The organism is Flavobacterium sp. WC2509, assembly GCF_052683105.1.
In genome coordinates, this window is the sequence record NZ_JBQZFG010000001.1 from 3,008,557 (window position 1) to 3,030,524 (window position 21,968).

Annotated in this window: 16 protein-coding genes; 15 read left to right on the plus strand and 1 reads right to left on the minus strand. The window is 32.8% G+C overall.

Annotated elements, in window-relative coordinates:
* Positions 1–12: 12 nt before the first annotated feature.
* From ACUN3A_RS12580 to ACUN3A_RS12605, 6 genes are all read left to right on the plus strand, one after another.
* The gene (locus ACUN3A_RS12580; RefSeq protein ID WP_445551633.1) at positions 13–777 is read left to right on the plus strand and encodes an MlaD family protein; all 765 of its coding nucleotides are present in this window, start codon (positions 13–15) and stop codon (positions 775–777) included.
* Between the two features lie 157 nt (positions 778–934).
* Complete coding sequence (locus ACUN3A_RS12585) at positions 935–1,375, plus strand: hypothetical protein (protein ID WP_445551634.1); 441 nt, start codon at positions 935–937, stop codon at positions 1,373–1,375.
* A gap of 19 nt (positions 1,376–1,394) precedes the next feature.
* Complete coding sequence (locus tag ACUN3A_RS12590) at positions 1,395–1,547, plus strand: lmo0937 family membrane protein (RefSeq protein WP_445551635.1); 153 nt, start codon at positions 1,395–1,397, stop codon at positions 1,545–1,547.
* Positions 1,548–1,569: 22 nt separating this feature from the next.
* On the plus strand, positions 1,570–1,803 hold the full coding sequence (locus tag ACUN3A_RS12595) for a YtxH domain-containing protein (RefSeq protein WP_445551636.1): 234 nt from the start codon (positions 1,570–1,572) through the stop codon (positions 1,801–1,803).
* A 779-nt stretch (positions 1,804–2,582) separates the two neighbouring features.
* Positions 2,583–4,370 (plus strand): fasciclin domain-containing protein, encoded by a 1,788-nt coding sequence (locus tag ACUN3A_RS12600; protein WP_445551637.1) that lies wholly within the window; start codon positions 2,583–2,585, stop codon positions 4,368–4,370.
* Between the two features lie 266 nt (positions 4,371–4,636).
* Positions 4,637–4,915, plus strand: coding sequence for a 4a-hydroxytetrahydrobiopterin dehydratase (locus ACUN3A_RS12605; RefSeq protein ID WP_445551638.1), 279 nt, complete (start codon positions 4,637–4,639; stop codon positions 4,913–4,915).
* Positions 4,916–4,971: 56 nt separating this feature from the next.
* Here the strand turns inward: ACUN3A_RS12605 and ACUN3A_RS12610 are convergent, their stop codons facing one another.
* Positions 4,972–5,460 (minus strand): DUF1761 domain-containing protein, encoded by a 489-nt coding sequence (locus tag ACUN3A_RS12610; RefSeq protein ID WP_445551639.1) that lies wholly within the window; start codon positions 5,458–5,460, stop codon positions 4,972–4,974.
* Positions 5,461–5,644: 184 nt separating this feature from the next.
* On the opposite strand from ACUN3A_RS12610, the gene ACUN3A_RS12615 reads away from it, so the two are divergent.
* The 9 genes from ACUN3A_RS12615 to ACUN3A_RS12655 all read left to right on the plus strand — a co-directional run bounded on the left by ACUN3A_RS12615 (position 5,645) and on the right by ACUN3A_RS12655 (position 21,960).
* Positions 5,645–6,499 carry a leucine-rich repeat domain-containing protein gene (locus tag ACUN3A_RS12615; RefSeq protein WP_445551640.1) on the plus strand — a complete coding sequence of 285 codons (855 nt, stop codon included), beginning with the start codon at positions 5,645–5,647 and terminating at the stop codon, positions 6,497–6,499.
* Positions 6,500–7,498: 999 nt separating this feature from the next.
* A complete protein-coding gene (locus ACUN3A_RS12620) occupies positions 7,499–10,537 on the plus strand; it encodes a SusC/RagA family TonB-linked outer membrane protein (protein WP_445551641.1) in 3,039 nt (1,012 codons plus the stop codon).
* Positions 10,538–10,558: 21 nt separating this feature from the next.
* A complete protein-coding gene (locus tag ACUN3A_RS12625; RefSeq protein WP_445551642.1) occupies positions 10,559–11,935 on the plus strand; it encodes a RagB/SusD family nutrient uptake outer membrane protein in 1,377 nt (458 codons plus the stop codon).
* Positions 11,936–11,968: 33 nt separating this feature from the next.
* A complete protein-coding gene (locus ACUN3A_RS12630; RefSeq protein WP_445551643.1) occupies positions 11,969–13,303 on the plus strand; it encodes a hypothetical protein in 1,335 nt (444 codons plus the stop codon).
* A 28-nt stretch (positions 13,304–13,331) separates the two neighbouring features.
* Positions 13,332–14,888 (plus strand): hypothetical protein, encoded by a 1,557-nt coding sequence (locus ACUN3A_RS12635; RefSeq protein WP_445551644.1) that lies wholly within the window; start codon positions 13,332–13,334, stop codon positions 14,886–14,888.
* A 15-nt stretch (positions 14,889–14,903) separates the two neighbouring features.
* Positions 14,904–16,442, plus strand: a complete 1,539-nt coding sequence (locus tag ACUN3A_RS12640; protein ID WP_445551645.1) for a hypothetical protein — start codon at positions 14,904–14,906, stop codon at positions 16,440–16,442.
* Between the two features lie 12 nt (positions 16,443–16,454).
* Positions 16,455–17,888, plus strand: coding sequence for a phytoene desaturase family protein (locus tag ACUN3A_RS12645; protein WP_445551646.1), 1,434 nt, complete (start codon positions 16,455–16,457; stop codon positions 17,886–17,888).
* Positions 17,889–17,961: 73 nt separating this feature from the next.
* Complete coding sequence (locus ACUN3A_RS12650) at positions 17,962–18,117, plus strand: hypothetical protein (RefSeq protein WP_445551647.1); 156 nt, start codon at positions 17,962–17,964, stop codon at positions 18,115–18,117.
* 711 nt (positions 18,118–18,828) lie between these two features.
* A complete protein-coding gene (locus ACUN3A_RS12655) occupies positions 18,829–21,960 on the plus strand; it encodes a SusC/RagA family TonB-linked outer membrane protein (protein WP_445551648.1) in 3,132 nt (1,043 codons plus the stop codon).
* The last annotated feature ends 8 nt before the right edge of the window (positions 21,961–21,968 follow it).

The window sequence follows — 21,968 nt, forward strand, 5'->3', positions numbered from 1 at the left end:
AAAACTTGTATTATGAATAAAGAAACCGAATCAAATTGGAAATTAGGAATGTTCATTATGGGAGGATTAGTATTATTTATCCTCGCTGTCTATTTTATTGGAAAACAACAAAATTTATTTGGAGCTAACATTCAATTAAAAGCAAAATTTAAAACTGTTAGTGGCTTGAAAGTAGGAAATAATGTGAGGTTTTCTGGGATAAATATTGGTACTGTTAATGAAATTGAAATCGTAAATGATTCTACAGTAGTTGTGGTTATGATCTTGCAAAAAGAAGTGCAAAAATATATAAAAACAGATGCGAAGGCCAGTATTGGTTCGGATGGATTGGTGGGGGATAAAATCTTAACTATTTCGCCAGGAACTTCTTCTAATAAAATTATTAAGGATGATGCCTTTATTTCTTCAAAAAATCCATTAGAGATGGAGGATTTGATGAAAAGTGTCAAAAAAAGTGTCGATAATGCAGAGATAATTACAACTCAATTAGCGCTTTTCTCTTATAATATGAATCATGGAAATGGAGCTCTGGCTAAGTTGATGAACGACAAAGAATTTGCAACAAAATTAGACGCCACAATGTCTAATCTTCAAACAGGTTCAAAAGGACTTAGCGAAAATATGGAAGCTGCCAAACATAATATTTTATTAAAAGGCTATTTCAATAAAAAACAAAAAGCTGCTGAAGAAAAAAAGAAAGAGGAACTAAAAAAGCAAAAAGAAATACAGGAAGAGAAATCTAAAAAAAAGGACTCCATAGCTAATTCCAAAAAATAAATTTTCTTATTTAAAATATACCAAATGGGAATCCTGTAATTTGTTTTAAAAGTTATATAAGTTTTTTATACTTAAAAGGCTACATCTTTGTAATGTATTAAAGCTGGATTAAAACTTCAGCCATAAAAATTATTATAACTTTCTAAATTAACTAAAAATGAAAAAATTAGTCTTTATCCCCGTATTTGCATTGTTTACTGTTTCAACAATGTTTATAAGCTGTAAACCGACTCCTAAAGAGGAAGCGGCTCAAGAAAATGTAGAAGAAGCTAAAGAAGATTTGGCAGAAGCTAAGCAACAAGCAAATGAAGAAGAATGGCAAAATTTCAAAAATGAAATGAATGCTGTTATCGAAAAAAATGATGCTCGTATTGCTGAATTAAAACAAAACATAAAAAATACTGGAAAATCAGCTGATATAGAATATCAAAAAAAAATAGACACTTTGAACGAAAGAAATGAAAAGCTTAAAGTGAAAATGAGAGACTATAAAAATGATGCTAATTCTGATTGGCAATCTTTTAAAAGAGAATTCAATCATGATATGGAAGGATTAGGAGATGCGTTAAACAATATTACAGTTAATAATAAAAAATAATCTTAAAAAAATAGAAATCATGAGTAATTTACTTTATACCGTAGCAGTTATTTTAGTTATTTTTTGGGCAATTGGATTCTTTGCTTATAGCGCAGGATCAATCATTCATATTCTTCTTGTTATAGCACTTATTGCTGTTATATTAAGACTTATCCAAGGTAAAAGCGTTTAATTATTAAAAAAAAACAGAAATTATGAGCACAGGAAAATTAGTAGTAGGGATATTAGGCGCTGTTGCAGCGGGAGCAGTAATGGGAATTTTATTTGCACCAGATAGTGGTAAAAACACAAAGAAAAAATTTCTAAATAAAAGCAAAGACTTAGTTGGAGAAGTAAAAGGAAAATTTGAAAATTTGTATAAAGACATTTCAAATAATCACGAAGACCTTTTAAAGAAGTCTAAAAAATTTGCAGCAAATGTGAAGTGAAATAATAAATCATTTCAATAGTTAAAAACAAAAGGACAAAGAATCTACGATTCTTTGTCCTTTTGTTTTTTATAAAACTTACAAACGATAAAAATAAAAAGTGCAATGATTTTAAAAATTATTGCACTTTTTTATTTATGCCATTCGATCTGGTTTATGGTAAATCTTTCTTTAAAACCGAAGGGCAATTATTTGTTTAAAGTCAATCTTAATCTCAAATTAAAATAAATAACAACATAGGATTTTAAATTAGTGTATAATTCACGTTTAATTAAATGAATTTTATGGTTCTTGAACTGTTTTTTATTTAATCAAATATGTTTTTAATTATTGTATCAATTATTTATATCTAATTTATTTATTCAATATTTTTTTTTATCCTAATTAATCATTTTTTTGATAAAAGTAGCCCGTGTTTTCGGGGGTTTTAAATTTTAATTTACTTTTGTCTATAGAAATAGTATAGTTTAAAAACGATATAAATCATAATACAAATATTATGAAAACAGTCAAAAACATCTCTTTTTTGATTACACAAAGATCTTTTCATTCGAAACTTTTAATCAAATAGGTTTTTGCTACTGTTAGAGCTTTTCAATTTAAAATGTAAAAATAAAATAGAAATAAAAATGAAAAAACAAATGTGTTGTAGTTAAAAAAAAACCATTTCTGCGGCAACAGAAATGGCGAAGTTTAAAAAAAGAATGTTCATCTCACAAAGGATAGAAAGTTGATAAATCAGCCTTCGGACTCCTTATTTATTAAACCCAAACAAAGTAATGAAATCATTATTACAATTCCCCAGCCTTTCGAAACTTATTTTCGCAATTTTAATAGCTTTAATATTCCAAAGCTGTGCTGAAGAGCAGATAAAAGAAAATACAGATAACACCCCTAATATAACTCAATATTTAAGAGAAAATCCTGAGTATTCTATGTTCTTGGAGATTCTAGAGATTACCAACTATGCTTCATTTATGAATACCTATGGTACTTATACTTTGTTTCTTCCAACTAATGATGCGCTGAAACAATATTTGAAAGACGTAGGTGCCACTTCATTAAAGGATGTGCCATTAGTTGATTTACAAAATATTGCTAAACTACATATTTTGGATAAGAAAGTAAATACAAGTTCCTTTACTGATGGAAAGATAGCGACACCAAGTATGTATGGCCAATATCTAACAACTGGCGCTACTAACATCAATGAAGTTTCCAGTATAACAATTAATAAAACATCCAGAATCGTTACTTCCAATGTAGAAGTCGGGAACGGAATTATTCAGGTTATCGATAAAGTACTTCGTGTTGCCAATAAGACATTAGCACAGACGATTGAAGCGGATCCAAATCTTTCTTTGTTTACCGAAGTTTTAAAAGCTACTGGTTGGTATGAAAAATTAAATCAGCCACTTACTTATGATGCTAATAAAGTAGCTAGTTATTTGACTGTATTGGCACAAACTAATGATGTGTTTGAAAAGGCTACATGGAAAACGCCAAATGGCAACTTGATTAAATTAAACACTTTGGATAATTTAAAACTAAGATACAGTCAATTGAATGATCCTAAAAATGAAGCTGATAGTTTGAATTTGTTTGTACAATATCGTTTATTGCCTCAATTAAGCTACTTAGCTGATTTTGCAACAACACCAGTTTTTGTAACCAAAGCCCCTCTTGAAGTGATTGCTTCCAAATTAGAGAAGGATGTTATCTATTTGAACCGTGATGTTTATAATGGTGTATTTGAAGAAGGCGTTGCTATAATAAGAGAAAGTAGCGATGTTACTGCTTCTAATGGAGTATTACATTATGTGAATGAAAACTTCTTTATTAAAAAACGTTCTGCAAGTCCGGTTTATTTTGATTTATGTGATCAAAGGGAAATGGCTGCTGATGTGGCGAATTACAGGAAAAGTTCAGGACTTTCTTTTGCACTTGCAAATGGAGCATTTAGTGAGATAACTTGGGTTGGAAATGGAACATTAACCTGGAATAATTACAATGGAGCAGTTAATGGGGATCTTTTAAGTATTTTTCGTTTTCGCCGCAGTCTTAACGGTAATAATGATATTGAATTTAAAACTCCGGTACTTATTAAAGGGCGCTATAAAATATGGGTTTCCTACCGTTCAGGGGACAAAGCTTCACCTCTAACAAAAGTGTTTTTTGATGGTGAGCAAACCTCTAGAATTATCAATCAGAAAGAAACTGTAAATGATCCAAGTATTCCCTTAACTGCTATTAATGACAGAGTGTATGAGTCGCAAGGCTACAAACGTTACCTCTTTCCATTTGATAAAACAGATAATGTTCTTTCTCGATTGGTGGGTATTGTAGAAGTAACCACAACAGGAAGACATTTAATTAAATTTACCGCAGATGTTCCTAATGGTGGTGGTGGACAAGATGCAGACAGGTTTGATATGGTAGAATTCCGTCCAGTAGACATGGATCAACTATGGCCAAAATTTAGAAGAGGTGTTCCAGTTGCTGGTAAAAGTTATTTAGTTCAAAGAAATGAAGCCACGAAAGGCGATAACAGCAATAGTGGTTATTAAAATTATAGAATTAATAAATTGAAAATGAGTTTGTTAAATATGTAAAACAATCTGATTCTGACTCACTCTCTTTTGTTTCATAACTTCGATATTGTTCTTGTAGGGAGTGGGTTGGATGGGATTAAATAAGAAACCTTTTAGAGGTTCATGTAATTTGTATGGTGTTAAATATTTGTTTTTTAATTAGTTATATTTATTGTTTTTGGTTACTTTAGTTCTATTCTTCAACATATTGTACAATAGGATTCACTTTAAAAAAATAAGTAATGAAAACATTTACAGCAGAATCAGTTAGTCCTTTTTTGGAAACTTTAAAGGATTGGCATTTTAAAGAAAATGCAATTGAAAAAGATTTCAAATTTAAAAACTTTACTCAAGCACTTGGTTTTATTGTTCAAGTTGGAGTTTTGGCCGAAAGAATGAATCATCATCCGGAACTTTTTAATGTATATAACAAAGTTAATATCCGATTGAATACACATGATTCAGGTGGGGTTACAACAAAAGATATTGAATTGGCCCAACAGATTGAAAATTTATTTTAAGTAAAAAGCCTTATTTCTAGAAAATGTAGAAATAAGGCTTTTTCTATATATGCTGATTAAAGCCAGCCACAAATCAAAGATCCAATTATGGTTAAGGTTAGTAGCCAATACCCGGCATGAATAAAAATATATTTCCAAGATTTTCTTTCGAATAATCCATTTATTGCAATAATTGGAAACGCAAAAAACAATCCAGATATAAATCCATGTAAAGCACCATGTTTGAAGGTTCTGTATGCGGTACCGTAATCTTTCATAAAAGCTTGGAAAGAGGGTAGCGCTTCATTAATTTTCATTGGCCCGCCGATCATTCCCACTGCACCATTTTGGTGAATTGTTAAGGCCATTTCTACCGTTACAATAAAAATAGAGAAAATATAAGTAAGACCAAATATTTTCAGCATATTTCCTTTTCTGAGTTCCTCTTGAGTGAGTCCAGTTTCTTTCATCCAAATACTTCCAAATACTTTTGGATTGTACCAAATAAATCCAACAATCAATGTTACTAATGCGCTTACAAAAATTGCAATCCAATTCATTTCCATAATTTAGGTTTTAAGGTTATAATAGTCTCAAATATAATTATTTTTTTTGACAGGTTGTTAAATTTTGAATAATTATAAGATAATAGCTATATTTTTGTTCAAAAAGTGTAGTTTGTCGACTAAATTTGCATTTAATTGTCATTAGTCGTTATTTTGCTACGTTGAAATTTAATAATTTGGTCTCATGAAAAATTGTATAACATTATTTTTAACTGTTTTTTTTTCCGTTTCATTACTGGCAAATGTCTCTAGTAGCGAAAAAAGTATTTTGATGAAATTATATCAAAATACAAATGGTAGTCAATGGGTTATAAAATGGGATTTGAATACTCCAATTGAAACTTGGCATGGTATTACAATAGCCAATGGAAAAATTGTTGGTATTAATTTATCTAATAATAATTTGGTAGGTACTTTACCTGTAGAAATTACAAATTTTAAAGATTTAACAGTATTAAATTTATTTAAAAATGAAATTTCTGGAACAATATCTGAAAACATTGGAAACTTAAAAAAATTACAAGAATTAAATTTATCGTTTAACAAACTGACTGGTTCTATACCAAATTCTATTTGTAAAATAGAACATTTAAAATCATTAAAGATTTTTATGAATAAGCTTTCTGGTCAATTACCAAGTAAGATTGGGGATTTAAAGGAGTTGGAAGAATTATCTTTATTCAATAATCAGTTAACAGGTGAATTTCCAGCATCGTTATATGAATTGAAAAAGTTAAAAGTACTAGCGTTGAGTAGCAATCAATTTTCAGGAAATATTAGCAATAATGTTGAAAATTTAGTTTCATTAACAAATTTAAGTTTATTTGATAATAAAATGAGTGGAGAAATACCTTTTGCCCTTGTTAAGTTACAAAACTTAGATAATATAAATTTAGCTTATAATACATTTTCGGGATCAGTTCCAAATGTATTGGCTAAAAAGGAAGGCTTTAGTCTTATGATGAGAAACGAATCTGGTGTAGCTTTTAAAATGAAAGTCACCGATTCTGCTAAAGGGATTTTGGCAGCAGATGAATAAATTAGGATAACAAAATTAGGTATAGTTTGTTTTGTTTTAAGTGCAATGATTTTGAAGAAAATCATTGCACTTTTTTTATTTGTTGCATGTGATCAGGTGTGTTAATTCTTCTTTCTAATACCTGAGTCTTATTGATATGATCAAACAAGTTTGCTCTACATTGATACTTGGATCATCTGTATAATGTCATGAATTTTTTTGTTGATCTGTATTTTAACTCTATGTTAAATACCTGTCTTTTTGGAAAATGGAGAATAAAAGTGATTTTGGATGCAATTTCGCGATTAAACTAAAGGCAATATGATACTTCTTCTTAATTCCTATTAATTAAAGTCAAACTCTATTTTAAATTAAAAAATAATTACAAATAGGGATTTAAAATTGTATATAAATCTTAGCTTATGTTAAAATGGGATTTGCACTTCTTTTTTATATTAAAATAAACTTTAATTTAAATAATTGATATTCAGTATTTTGTGTTTTATTTAAAAAAGTATATTTCATTTTATTATTCTGATTAACATTTTTTTAATAAAAAGTTATAATATTTTTTGGTGGTTTAAAACTTTAACTTAATTTTGTCTATAGAAATAGTAGAGTTTAAAAATAATAAACCTTAATGCCAATATTTTGAAAACAATCAAAAACATCTCTTTTTTGATCATGCAAGGATCCTTTTCATTTGACATACTTAGTCGAATTTGTTGTTACTGTTAGAACTTTTCAATTTATACTCATTTACATTTCGAAATAATCACTTCAAAATAATTCATATGAATTATTTTGAATGTTTGTGATATTTCTTTCTGATAAAAAATCAATTTAAATAGTAATAATTAAAAAAAATAAAATGAAAAAAACAAATGTGTTGTAGTTAAAAAAGCCATTTCTGCGGCAACAGAAATGGCGAAGTTTAAAAAAAGAATGTTCATCTCAAAAAGGATAGAAAGTTGATAAATCAGCCTTCGGACTCCTTGTTTATTAAACCAAAACAAAGTAATGAAAAAAATAATATACAATTTTTTATGGCTCGGTATTTTTCTATTCTCATTTGTAATTCATGCGCAAGATACGAAGCCCATTATTCAATCTAGACTCGAAGGAAAAGTAATAGATCAAATTACAAACGAACCCATTATTGGAGCTTCTATAGTTATAAAAGGAACAACACATGGAGTTTCAACAGATTTGGACGGAAAATTTTATTTCCAAACCGGACAAAAATTTCCTTATATTTTAATTGTAAGCTATATAGGCTATAAGAAAAAAGAAGTACAAGTTGACGGAAGCCCTGTTTTTATTAAATTATCGCAGGATGTAAAAGAACTTAATGACGTTGTTATTGTGGGTTATGGTACACAAAAACGTCAAAACTTAATCGGATCCGTTTCTAAAGTAAATCCAGAAGAACTTAGAGTAATACCTGATGTTAGTTTTGATGCAAAATTGCAAGGAAAAGCAGCAGGTGTTCAGGTAAATACGAATACAGGGGTGCCAGGTTCTGATGTTTTTATCCGTGTAAGAGGAGCTACTTCTATTAATGCAGGTAATGATCCATTGTATGTTGTAGACGGGGTATTTATTAATAATGCTAGTTTGCAGAATATCGCACAGGACAGAGCAACCTCACCACTTGCCGATATTAATCCATCAGATATAGAAAGTATTGAAATTCTTAAAGATGCGAGTGCTATTGCCATTTATGGTTCAAGAGGGGCTAATGGAGTTATAATTGTAACTACAAAACGAGGGACTTTTGAACAAAAAACAAGAATTGAGTTCAATACTTCAGGAGGTTTTGCATGGGCTCCAAAAGATAAAATTTGGGAAACTACTACCGGACCAGAACATGCACTATTGGTAAATGAATATAATAAAAATATGGGTACTGCTCAGCCTTTCAGACCAGCTTCAGTAGTGATAAATGGAGTTCCAGGAAGAGGATTACCAGAAAATCAGCCTACTTACGATAGGATGGCTTATTTGAATCAGACAGCAGAATTACGCAATTATGATTTGGCTGTTCAGGGAGGGTCCAATACTACCCGATTCTATTTAGGAGGAGGTTATACTTTTCAGGAATCTATATGGAAACCAATGTCATTTGACAGAGCCAGTTTTAAATTTAATATAGATCACAAAATTAATAATAGTGTTTCTTTTAGTGTTAGTAATACTTTCTCAAAAAGTGAGAGAGATCAGGCCAGACCTGCTAATGGCGGAAATGGAACACTCTTGCAGGCATCATTGAATATTCCAACTTATCTGCCAATTTTTGCTCAGGATGGAACGCCTCTGAAATGGGTTAATTTTGATAATATTGATGTGTTAACCAGTACAGTTAATTTATGGTCAACGAGTTATCATTATATTGGAAACGCTTATTTAGATGTCAATTTTACCAAAAAGCTTAAATTTCGCTCTAGTTTTGGTTTAGATTATAATTTATACGATGAAAATGAATATTGGGATACAAGAACAATATTAGGAGCTGCGGGCGGTAGAGGATCTGAAAGTGTAACACAATCAACTACTGCTATTAATGAGCAGACGCTGAACTACAATACAGCATTTGGGGATCATAATTTAGGAATATTGATTGGTAATACCATACAAAATGTTGAACTTAAGAATGTTTCAGCAACAGGAACCAATTTTCCAAACAACAGCTACACACAAATATCTTCTGCAGCTACTCAAACTGCTTCTCAGTTTACGACTAATAGCGGATTATTATCCTTTTTTTCAAGAGTAAATTACAATTATAACAGGAAGTATTATCTTGAGGCTACAATAAGAGCTGATGGTTCATCAAGATTTGGAGAGAATAATAAGTGGGGTTATTTTCCTGCCATTGGTGCTGCATGGAGAATTAAAGAAGAAAGTTTCCTAAAAGATGTATCGCAGATTAGCAATTTGAAATACAAAATCAGCTATGGATTAACAGGTAATCAGACTGGAATTGCAGACTTTGCTTCACAAGGACTTTGGAATGGAGGATATGGTTATTCAGATAAAGTGGGCAGCAGTGAAGGACCAGGAACAGCTCCTTTGCAAATCGCCAATCCAGATTTAAAATGGGAAAAAACAGCTCAGTTTAGTACTGGTTTGGAATTAGGATTATTTAGCGACAGAATAAATTTGGAGTTTAATTATTATCAAAAATATACTTCTGATGTTTTACTGCAAATTGCTACTCCAGCAACAACCGGTTTTTCGTCTTACTTAACTAACTACGGTGAAATAAGTAATAAAGGTTTTGAATTAGGAATTAATACGGTGAATATTCAAAACAAAAATTTCACTTGGAAAACGGATTTTAATATCTCACAAAACATTAATAAAATCGAAAAAATTCCAGCAGATATTCCTTTTGCAGGAAGAGATTTGATTCGTTTACAACAAGGAAAACCACTTTATTCTTACTGGCTTTACAAACAATTGTATGTTGATCCTCAAACAGGTGATGCCGTTTTTGAAGATTACAACAAAGATGGAAAAATTACCGCAGATGACCGTCAGATTGTTGGAAATACATGGCCTAAATTCTTCGGAGGTTTTAATAATACTTTCCAATATAAAAATTTTGACTTAGGTGTATTTTTTACTTATTCCTATGGAAATGAAATTTGGAACCATAACAGAATGTTAGGAGAAACAGGAGGAACATTAGATGCCAACAGAGTTTTATTGGCAAGCCAATTGGATCGTTGGACTACTCCAGGCCAAATAACAGATACACCAAGATTAACTGCTGATAACTATTCCAGACAGGAAAACAGCCGCTTTTTGGAAGATGGTTCATTCATAAGATTACGTGCGCTTACAGTAGGATATACGCTGCCTAAAGAAGTTAGCAACAAGTTAAGAATCCAAAAATTCAGACTTTATTTTACAGGAAGCAACCTGCTGATGTTTACTAAATATACAGGTTCAGATCCAGAGTCAAATTTAGGGACGGGTAACATTCAAGGGTACGATTACGGAACACCACCACAGCCGCGTACTGTTCAGTTAGGTTTAAATCTAACTTTTTAATCACATTTTAATAATTACGAGATGAAAACTTTAAAACATACCATTTTAGCATTAATAACTATTTCTTTGTTTGCATCATGTAGTGATATATTGGAACCAGAACCATTAAATGCAGTTTCTGATGAAAATCCAATATTTGATAAAGGATCTAGCGAAACAGCATTAAGAGGGGTTTACAGACAATTGGCATCCAGCGGATATTATGGTGAAAATTATGTGACATTAGGTTATTTTCCTAGTGGAGATGTAAAAAACCTTACTACCGGAGGTGCGGCAAACCTTGTGAATGTAAACTTTAGAGCCGATGATCCGCTATTTAATACTTCATGGGTTGCTATTTATTCAACGATAAATCGAGCAAATCAAGTAATAGCCAAAGTTCCTAGTGTTCAGGATCCATTGCTGACTCCAGCTCTTAAAGCACAATATGTGGGCGAAGCAAAATTTATAAGAGCTTTGGCTTATTTCGATTTAGCGAGAGCCTGGGGGGGCGTGCAGATTATTTTAGAGCCAACTAATTCATTTGAGGACAGACAAAAAGTAAGCAGAAGTTCTTTAGCAGAAACGTATGCACAGGTTCTTAAAGATCTGGAAGAGGCGGAAGTATTATTGCCAGATGGAGTTAACAGAATAAGAGCTACCAAGAGAACCGTTTGGGCATTGAGAGCCAGACTGCATCTTTATAAAAAAGAATGGGCATTAGCAGAACAATATGCGACTAAATTAATTGATAAAACCGCAGATTATACTTTGCTTAAACCTTACAGTTCTTGGTTTGCTGGTAATGTTGTGGGTACAGCAGAATCTATTTTTGAATTAGAATACAGTGCTATCAATCCGAGTACAATCCGTGCACAAATGCAGCATCCAACACAAGGAGGAACCTATCGTTATGCGCCGAATGACAAATTTGTGCAGCTCTTAAATAATGCAGCTCTTTCTGGCGGAAGAAAAGCATTAATAGGAAGCGTAACTCAAGGAGGAACAACGCTTTGGTACGGTAATTTATATTACAGGCTTCCTGCTACAGATCCTGCTTACATTTTCAGAATTGCAGAAATGTACCTGATCAGAGCTGAAGCAAGAGCGCAATTGAATAATTTATCTGCAGCTACAGGAGCATTGAGTGATCTTAATAAAGTGAGAGACAGAGCTGAAATCGCGCCATCTACAGCAGTTACTAAAGACGAAATTTTATTAGCAATCGAAAATGAACGCAGAGTTGAATTTGCTTGGGAAGGTCATCGTTGGTTTGATTTAGTAAGAACAGGCAGAGCCAAAACGGTACTGGAAGCATTGGATCCAAATACAAAAGTGGCCGATTATGAATTGGTATTTCCTATTCCAATAGTTCAAACGCAGTTAGATCCCTTGCTGGCTCCAAATCCTTTTTACTAATCACTAGAATTTTATCATTTAAAATATAATAGTATGAGTTTTTTAAATATTTCAAATAATCCGTCTTCCGAATGGAAGAACTATGAAAAGATAGCCTTGCGCTTTTTTATTCTATATTTTGCTCTACAAATTTTGCCATTAGACTGGAAATTTTATCGCGAGCTGTTCTCTATCGATTGGCTGCATCTTAATTTCTATGATTTGTTTAATCTGACAAGATATACACCACAATTTTTTTCATTAACAGGCTATGCCAATTGGGGAGTTGTGTTGATTATTGCAGCTTTGGGAACATATGTATGGACAGCCACTGACCGTAAAGAAAGAGATTATGATACTTTATATTACTGGCTTCGTGTGGGATTACGGTATCGTTTGGCAATTGGAGTTATTGCTTATGGATTGATTAAATTATTCCCATTACAGATTCCTTATCCATCGCTTAGTAATCTGCATACAAACTATGGAGATTTTTACCCTTGGAAAATTTATTTTCATACCATAGGAATTACCCAAGTTTATGAGAGTTTTCTTGGTGCAGTAGAGGTATTGGCTGGATTGCTTTTGTTGTGCAGAAAAACAACCACTTTTGGTGCAGGACTTATTTTTGGATTCATCGGAAATGTTTTTGCAGCTAACATCGCTTATAATATTGGAGAAGATGTTTATAGTGCTTTCTTGTTATTAATTGCGTTATTTTTAGTGGTTTATGATTTACCTAGATTGAATAGTTTACTATTTTCAGGAAAGTACACTATTGCAAATAAATTCATTCCCAATTTTGGTAAGGACACACTTTATAAAACACGTTTTGCATTAAAAACTGCTGCTCTAGTTTTTGTAGTATTGTTAGGCTTGGAAACCTACGCAAACTACACAGGAGGATCTTATAAATATCCAGTAACTCCAGGATTGAAAGGAACTTATGGCTATTATAATGTACGTGAATTTAAGCTGAACAATAAGGTGATTCCATATTCTAACACCAATCCTGACAGATGGCAAAATGTAGTTTTTGAAAAATGGGCAACCCTTAGTATCAAAACCGCAAAACCAATTACAATTGATGCTTCGCCAACCGACGGATATCATGAAAACGACAAAGACAGAAACTACGAATCAGCAGGAGTGGGAGGCAGACGTTATTTTTCATATCAGACTGGTGGTACTAAGCATTCTCTTTTATTAGAAAATAAAAACAAGCATCATCAGGACGAAAAGTTTGTATTGAATTACACTCAGGTAAATGATTCTACGATTGTTCTAAAAGGAATAAATGAGAAAAAGGATTCTGTTTATGCTGTTTTGGATCGAATCAACAAAAAGTATTTGTTGTTTGAAGGACGTAGAAAACCGATAAAACTGTAGATGATAAATCCTTTAAATAATTAAGATTATGTCTCAATTAATTTCAAATATAGAAAACAATCCAGAGGGAATTCCGATTGATTTTACAAAGGTAGAATCAAATCCAGCAGTGGAGATTGATGAAACAAAACCATCAAAACGGGAATGGACGAATTCGGAGAAAATCATATTCCGAATAGCTTTTATTTTCTTTAGCATATTTTGTATTCCGTGGGATTTGGGTTTTTACCAATTCTTATATAATCTGGATTACGCTCATATAAGCTATGGAAACCTTACAGAAATTGTGGCTTTTTACAATCCGCAGTTTATCAATATATTTTCTGCAAGTGGTTTTTTTGGATTGGAGAGTTACGTCAATTTTCCTTTTGTTTTGATAGTCTCAATTATAGGAGGTTTGATCTGGACAGCCTTTGATAAAGGTAAAAAAGAATATCAGGTATTGTATTATTGGGTTCGGGTTTTTGCCAGATATCGTGTTGCTTATGCGGGAATTGCGTGGGGCTACAAAAAGCTTTTTATCATGCAAATGCCTTTTCCAAATGTAGGATTGGAGCATACTGATTTTATTGATTTTTTTGCCAAAAGATTGTATTGGGAATCACTAGGAATTGCTCCTTATTATGAAGTTTTTTTAGGCTTTGCAGAATTCCTTGCCGGGTTTCTTTTACTATTCAGAAAAACAATTCCGGTAGGAGCAGTTTTGGCCTTCGTCGTATTCGGAAATATTGCAATCGCCAATCACGCTTATGATATTGGAGAACAAGTTCCAAGTGCTGGTATGGCTATGATCGCCTTATTTGTGTTTTGGTATTATATACCCGGAATTTATAAATTGATCGTGAAGCAACAAGATGTTAAAATCGAAACTTTTTATCCTTCATTCCCGGTAAAATGGCAAAATTATGCCAGACTTACTGTAAAATATGGTTTCAATTTTGTTTTTGTGATTCTGTTTTTTGGTTTAGAGGTATATGCTTTTACGCACAATGATTTTTATAAAATTCCAAATACACCCGGCCTTGAAAATTCGAAAGGATATTATAATGTAACCGAGTTTAAATTGAATGGAAAAGTGGTACCGTATTCTCCTAATGATTCAATTCGTTGGCACGATGTCACTTTTGAAGACTGGTCTTCTTTAAGTTTTAAAGTAGTGAATAGACCACAGCAAATTGAAATGTTTGCAGCAGGAAGTTATCCTCGATTAGGAGAAGTGTATGATGGGAAATGGAGTTTTAACTGGGAAGGCGATGTTAGAAGATTTGGCAGTAATAAAAAACATAAACGCAATCCTGCCAAAAGAGATATAGGTATTAATTGGGAACTATCAGGCGTTGGAAACGAAAGAAAATGGTATCATTATAAAGCTGATACTATTAATCACATATTGCATTTGCAAAATAAGAATAAGGCCGACAAAAAGGAAAAACAGGTTTTGCATTACAGTAGACCTTCGGAATCGAGAATTATTTTGTGGGGTACCAATGAGTTCAAAGATTCTATTTATGTGGTTTTAGATAAAGACAATTCGGTATTACCGCTTCTTAAAGATGGCAGAAAACCAGTGCCGGAATTTCATTAAAAATAAAATAAGATTATGTCTGAAATAATTAAAAATATAAACGAAATATCGGATTCTGATAAGCAAAAAGATTCTTCTATTGATAAAGTTGAAGTTTCTCAAAAAGAAGAAATTCAGAACAATTCCGATAATCCAACCGAAGAAAATAAGGATTGGACCAATACTGAAAAAATTGCGTTCCGAATTGCATTTATCTTTTTCTTTCTACTGGTAGTTCCTTTGGATATTGATTTTTATACCAAATGGTTTACAACAGATTGGAGTCATTTGCACATTCGAAATATTGGTGAATTAAGCGGTTCCGGATTCAATCCGATTAAAATTGTAGAAAACAATAAAGGGGCTGGAGATATTGGTTCGATAGCCCAGTCGAATGTGAGTTTTCTAAAATTGAATGCCGAAAGCGGAACATTTGGTATCGCCAGTTACATCAATTGGGGGCTTGCGCTTTTAATTGGAATAGTCGGTGGTGCAATATGGACTCTTTTTGATAAAAAATCAAAGAATTACAGAGTACTATACTATTTTATTACTGTTGCAGTAAGCTATTCGATGCTGATAAAACTGAATGGACTTACTTTTGCAAAAGTGTTTCCAACGCAAATGCCAGAATTGGCTCTGACTCAACTCAATACTAATTACGGAGATTTTACAGCCCAGAAATTGTATTGGATTCAGCTGAGTTTTGTTCATAATTACGAAATTTTTGCAGGACTTGCGGAGCTTTTGATTATGACTTTGCTTTTTTTCAGGCAAACCCGTTTTTGGGGAGCGGCTTTAGCTTTTGCAATGATTGGCAATATTGCTTTTGTCAACCACGCTTATGATGGAGGAATTCATTTGGCAGCTTCATTTTATGTAATTGCAGGAGGTTTTGTGTTGTGGCGTTATTTACCGCAAATCTGGAATTTGATTGTAAATGAGAAAAGTACCTCTTTAAATGTGTATCAATTTCCATTCAAAGAAAAATGGCAAAGGTACTTACGCATTGGATTGAAAACCTTTGTTTTTGGTTTCTATTTTATTTTGAGTGGGTATTTGCATTGGTACAATTACAAACACGATTCGTATAAAGTTCCTTCAAGACCTGGATTAACTGATGCCAGAGGTTTGTATCAGGTTTCAGAATTCAAATTGAATAACAAACCATTAGCTTATTCGCCTGTGGATTCCTTGAGATGGCAAAATGTAACTTTCGAAAAATGGTCAACGATATCTTATTCAGTATTCAATACCTTTACTATTCATGGAGAAGCGGGGAGAGGAAAACAATTTAAAGATGTGGATAGAGCTTATGAATCGGCAGGAACTGGTGGAGGAAGACGTCATTTCTATTATGAAGAAGATACTATAAAAAAGGTTCTTACTTTGTTTAATAAAAATAAGGTATACAAAGAGGAAAGGCAAATTCTTCATTACGAAAGACCGACAAAAACCAGAATAATTCTTTCTGGAATCAATGAACATAAAGATTCCATTTATGTAGTATTGGATAAAAAAGACAGGAAATATCCTTTGTATGAAGGAAAACAAAGTGATATAAAATCATTTTAGAAATTTAAAAGCATGAGCAAAAAAGATTTTGACGCCATAGTAGTAGGTTCCGGACCTAATGGTTTGTCTGCGGCTATAACTTTACAGAAAGCAGGTCTCTCGGTATTGATTGTGGAAGCCAAACCCACTATTGGCGGTGGTATGCGTACTGCAGAATTGACTTTGCCAGGCTTTAAGCATGACATCTGTTCAGCTATTCATCCTATGGCAATGGGTTCGCCATTTTTTGCTAATCTGCCTTTACACGAACATGGATTAGAATTTGTTCATGCGCCATTGCCTGCTGCTCATCCCTTTGATAATGGCAATGCTGCTATTTTATCACGTTCTATTAAAGAAACGGCTAAGTCATTAGGCAAAGATGGACAGGCTTATTTGGATCTTATCCAACCTTTGGTAGAATCCTGGCCTAAGATTGTGGATGATACTTTAGGACCTTTGGGTATTCCAAAGCATCCTTTGCTGCTGGCTCAGTTTGGTTTAAAAGCGATGCAGCCAGCGAGCTGGATTGCCAAAAAATTTGAAACAGAAAAGGCAAAAGGCTTATGGGCAGGAATGACAGCGCATTCGATACAGCCTCTGACGAATTATTCTTCTGCGGCAATTGGGATGGTTTTATCAGCAGTCGGGCATTTGCATGGCTGGCCTATTCCAAAAGGAGGTTCACAATCTATTGCCGATGCGTTGGCTTCTTATTTTATTTCCCTTGGCGGAAAAATTGAAACTAACTTTTTGGTAAAATCGTTAGATCAATTGCCTTCTTCGGATGCAGTTTTGTTTGATGTTACGCCAAAACAATTGCTGCAAATAGCTGGAGAGAAATTTTCTCCTTTGTACAAATGGCAATTGGAACGCTATCGGTATGGAATGGGAGTTTTTAAAATTGACTGGGCTTTAGATGGTGCAATACCTTTTGCTGCGTCAGAATGCAATAAGGCAGCAACCGTTCATTTGGGTAATACCTTTAAAGAAATAGCTGCTGGAGAACAATTGGCATCATCAGGCGGACATCCTGAAAAACCTTTTGTACTACTGGCACAGCAAAGTCTATTTGATTCTACCAGAGCGCCTGAAGGTAAACATACCGCTTGGGCGTATTGCCATGTGCCAAACGGTTCGACAGTTGATATGACGGCTGCTATTGAAAATCAGGTAGAACGTTTTGCGCCTGGATTCAAAGATCAGATTCTGGCTAAAAACACAATGAATTCATCACAGATAGAAGCTTATAATCCGAATTATATTGGAGGAGATATTAATGGTGGTATCATTGATATTGGGCAATTATTTACTCGTCCTGCTCTGCGTGTTTCTCCTTATAGAACTTCGGCAAAAGGAATTTATATCTGTTCTTCTTCAACACCTCCGGGAGGCGGCGTTCACGGAATGTGCGGTTATCATGCCGCTAAAACAACTTTGGATGATATATTCAAAATCAAATTGTAATATTTGGTTCGAGTCTTTGGTTTCCAAATTCTTTTTAAAAAATATCAAAATAATATTTTAAATACTAAATAATATGAATCAAATAAATAGTAATATAATTCCACCTATAGAAGTAGGAATTATTAAAAAGGCGGTTAAAATTTCTTGGGCTAGTGATGATGGTGCTTTAGAAAAAAACGCTGTAAACAATAATATAAGATTTCATAAAGATTACAAAAAGAAGAAATAAAATGCAATTTTAATTGACTACCAATAGTATTCGTTAGAAATAGTATGACAGCATTATCATTAATGATAATGCTGTTTTTTTTATGTAAGAATTGGTTTTGGATTTGATAATTTTCAGGTATTACAAAAAAAAATATTCTCAGATTATTAAAAATATTGTATTCATATATTATTGATTTATAAGTATTTGAATATGAGTAAATTTTAAATTAACATTTTTTTTGTGAATAGTTATGATTTTTTTTGGTGGTTTGAAATTTTAACTTACTTTTGTCTATAGAAATAGTAGAGTTTAAAAAACTATAATAAATCTTAATACTAATATTTTGGAAACAATCAAAAATACCCCTTTTTTGATCACGCAAGGATCCTTTTTGTTCGACACTCTTAGTCGAATGTGTTGTTGCTGTTAGAGCTTTTCAATTTATAATCATTTACATTTCGAAATAATCCTCTTTAAAATAATTTATTATAACACATATAAATTATTTTGAGTGTTTGTGATATGACTTTCTGATAAAAAAATAATTTAAATAGTAATAATAAAAATAGAAATAAAATGAAAAAACAAATGTGTTGTTGTAGATAAAAAAAAGCCATTTCTGCGGCAACAGAAATGGCGAAGTTTAAAAAAAGAATGTTCATCTCAAAAAGGATAGAAAGTCGATAAATCAGCTTTCGGACTCCTTATTTATTAAACCAAAACAAAGTAATGAAAAAAATATTATATAATCTTTCGTGGCTTGGCATTTTTCTATTCTCTTTTGGAATTTATGCGCAAAAAACAACGCCATTAATTAATTCTAAATTAGACGGAACAGTAAAAGATGCAATAACCAACCAGCCACTTTCAGGAGTTTCAGTAAATATAAAAGGAACTACACACGGGGTTGTAACAGATTCAGAAGGAAAATTTTATTTCCAAACTGGACAAAGATTTCCTTATACTTTAATTGTGAGCTACATAGGTTATAAAAAAGCAGAAGTTATTGTTGATGGAAGTCCAGTAGTCATCAATTTAAAAGCAGACGTTCAGGAACTTAATGAATTAGTAGTAGTAGGGTATGGAACTCAAAAACGAAAAGACATTACAGGAGCAGTTTCCTCAGTTCCAAAAGCAAATCTAAATCAGGTCACTTCTTCTGCAGATAATTTATTAAGAGGTGCAGTGGCAGGGGTAGTTGTAACTCAAAGTTCAGGACGACCTGGGGCTACTTCTAGTGTTCGTATTAGAGGAGGAAACTCAATCACCGCTGGTAATGAACCGCTTTATGTTGTAGATGGAATATTAATTTATAATGATAATAATAATGGTACTGCGGGAGTATCTAATGCTGGAGCGGGTGTCAATGTATTATCAACAATTAGTCCTGGTGATATTGAATCTATTGAAGTTTTAAAAGATGCATCAGCGACAGCTATATATGGTTCACGTGGTGCTAATGGTGTAGTTATTATTACTACCAAAAAAGGTGTCAAAGGACAAGATCATATTTCGTATCAAGGATATATTGGATTCCAAGATGTTTCAAAAAAAATTGACTTATTAAATGCTAGCGAATGGGCTAGTTTGCGTAATGACGTTCAAGCAAGTATTGGTCAAGCACCTTCTTTTTCTGCAGCTCAAATAGAGGCACTAAAAACTTCAGGTGATTATGACTGGCAATCGGCAGCTTTTAGAACGGCTCAAGTTCAAAACCATCAATTGACATTTTCTGGTGGTGATGATCGTTCTAGATACGCTGTTTCAGCAGGTTATTTTGATCAGGAAGGAGTTGTAATTGGCTCTGATTTTAGACGAATTTCTCTTCGTTCTAATTATGAAAGAAACTATTCTCAAAATTTCAAATTTGGTGTGAATGTTAATTATAGTAATTCACTAACAAACGGTATTGGAACCAATAATGGTAACGGTGGTGGTAGACAACCAAATCCATTAGTTGTTGCTTTGTATCAACCTCCAGTTGTTCCTATCAGAAACGCTGACGGAAGTTATAATCTTACGAATAATCCTTATTCAACAGCTGTTAACGGTATTATTGGTAACCCAATTAATGATTTGGAAAACACAACCAATGAAACTAAAATTGACAGAATCCTGACTAGTTTGTTTGGTGAATACAAAATAAACAAAGAAATCACTGCTAAAGTAGCTGTTAGTGGAGATGTGATTAATACGAAACAAAATTATTATGCTCCATCTACAACTACACCAGGTGCTGGTACTAATGGAGTTGCTTCAGTTGGTAATAGATTAGTAGGTACTGTATTAAACGAAAATACGGTAAACTACAATACACATTTTGGTGAAGACCACAAGTTTTCAGCTTTGGCAGGATATACACTTCAATATACAAAAGGGGAAGTGGTAAATGCAGGATCAAATACTTTTGTAAATGATGCTAATACGTACAACGCTTTACAAGATGGTGTTGCAGTAAAACCTTATAGTGATGCTTTCGAAAGTATATTAAAATCGTGGTTAGCCAGAGTAAATTATTCTTATAAAGGAAAATATAATTTAACGGTTTCAGCACGTGCGGATGGTTCTTCTAGATTTGGTTCAGAATCACTTTGGGGGTATTTCCCATCAGCTGGTTTCTCTTGGAACATTACCGATGAAAATTTTGCTGAAGGTATCAAAAGTGTAGTAAGTGATGCTAAACTTAGGTTAAGTGCTGGTACAACTGGAAATCAGGAAATTGGAAATTATCTTTCTCTAGCTTCTATTGGTTCTGTTAATTATGCATTTGGAGGTACAGTATATACAGGATTGGCACCAACACGTTTGGCAAATCCAGATTTGAGATGGGAAAAAACAGATCAATATAATTTAGGTTTAGACTTATCGTTATTGGATAGAAAAATAAATTTTGTTTTTGATGTGTACTACAAGAAAACAAATGATTTGCTTATCAATGTACCAGTTCCATTGACTTCAGGATATGCTACAGTTCTTCAAAATATTGGAGGAGTTGAAAATAAAGGAGTTGAAGTTGGTTTGACTACTGAAAATATAAAAACAGAAAACTTCTCATGGAATTCGAACATTGTGTTTTCAGCTAATAGAAACAAAGTACTTGAAATTGGAAATGGAGTGGATCAATTTTTTCCAGTAGTTCCAAATGGTACTTTATTACAGCAACAACCTGTAATCGTAAAAGTTGGATTGCCTCTAGGAACTTTCTGGGGTTACCAATCCAATGGTATTTTTCAAACTCAAGAAGAGATCAATACACAACCTAAAATAAACAGTCTTGCGAATACGAAATTAGGGGACAGAAAATATGTAGACACTAATGGAGACGGAACAATCACAGCTGCAGATAAAGGTGATCTAGGTAGTTCACAGCCTAAATTTGTTGGAAGTTTTGGAAATACACTTTCGTATAAAAACTTCGATTTGAATTTTTCTTTCCAAGGGGCTTACGGTGGTAAAATATTTAATGCCTTAAACCAACAATTAGAAATTTCTACACTTGGAACTAATGCTGCCGAAGCTTTAGTAGACCGTTGGACTCCAACAAATCCAAGTAATGAAATCCCTAGAGCATCTAGCTCTCCAGTAGGAATTCTTACAGAGCGTTATGTTGAAGATGCTTCCTTTTTGAGATTGAAATTAATCACTTTCGGATTTACATTCCCAAAAAGTTTTACATCAAAAATTGGAACACAAAGTATTAAAGTATATGTGTCTGCTGAAAACTTAATTACATGGACTAAATATACTGGCTATGATCCAGAGGTAAGTTCTTATGAACAAAACAATTTATATCCCGGAATTGATTTTGGTGCCTATCCAAATTCTAGAACATTCATCACGGGCTTGAACGTAACTTTTTAAGTAAAATA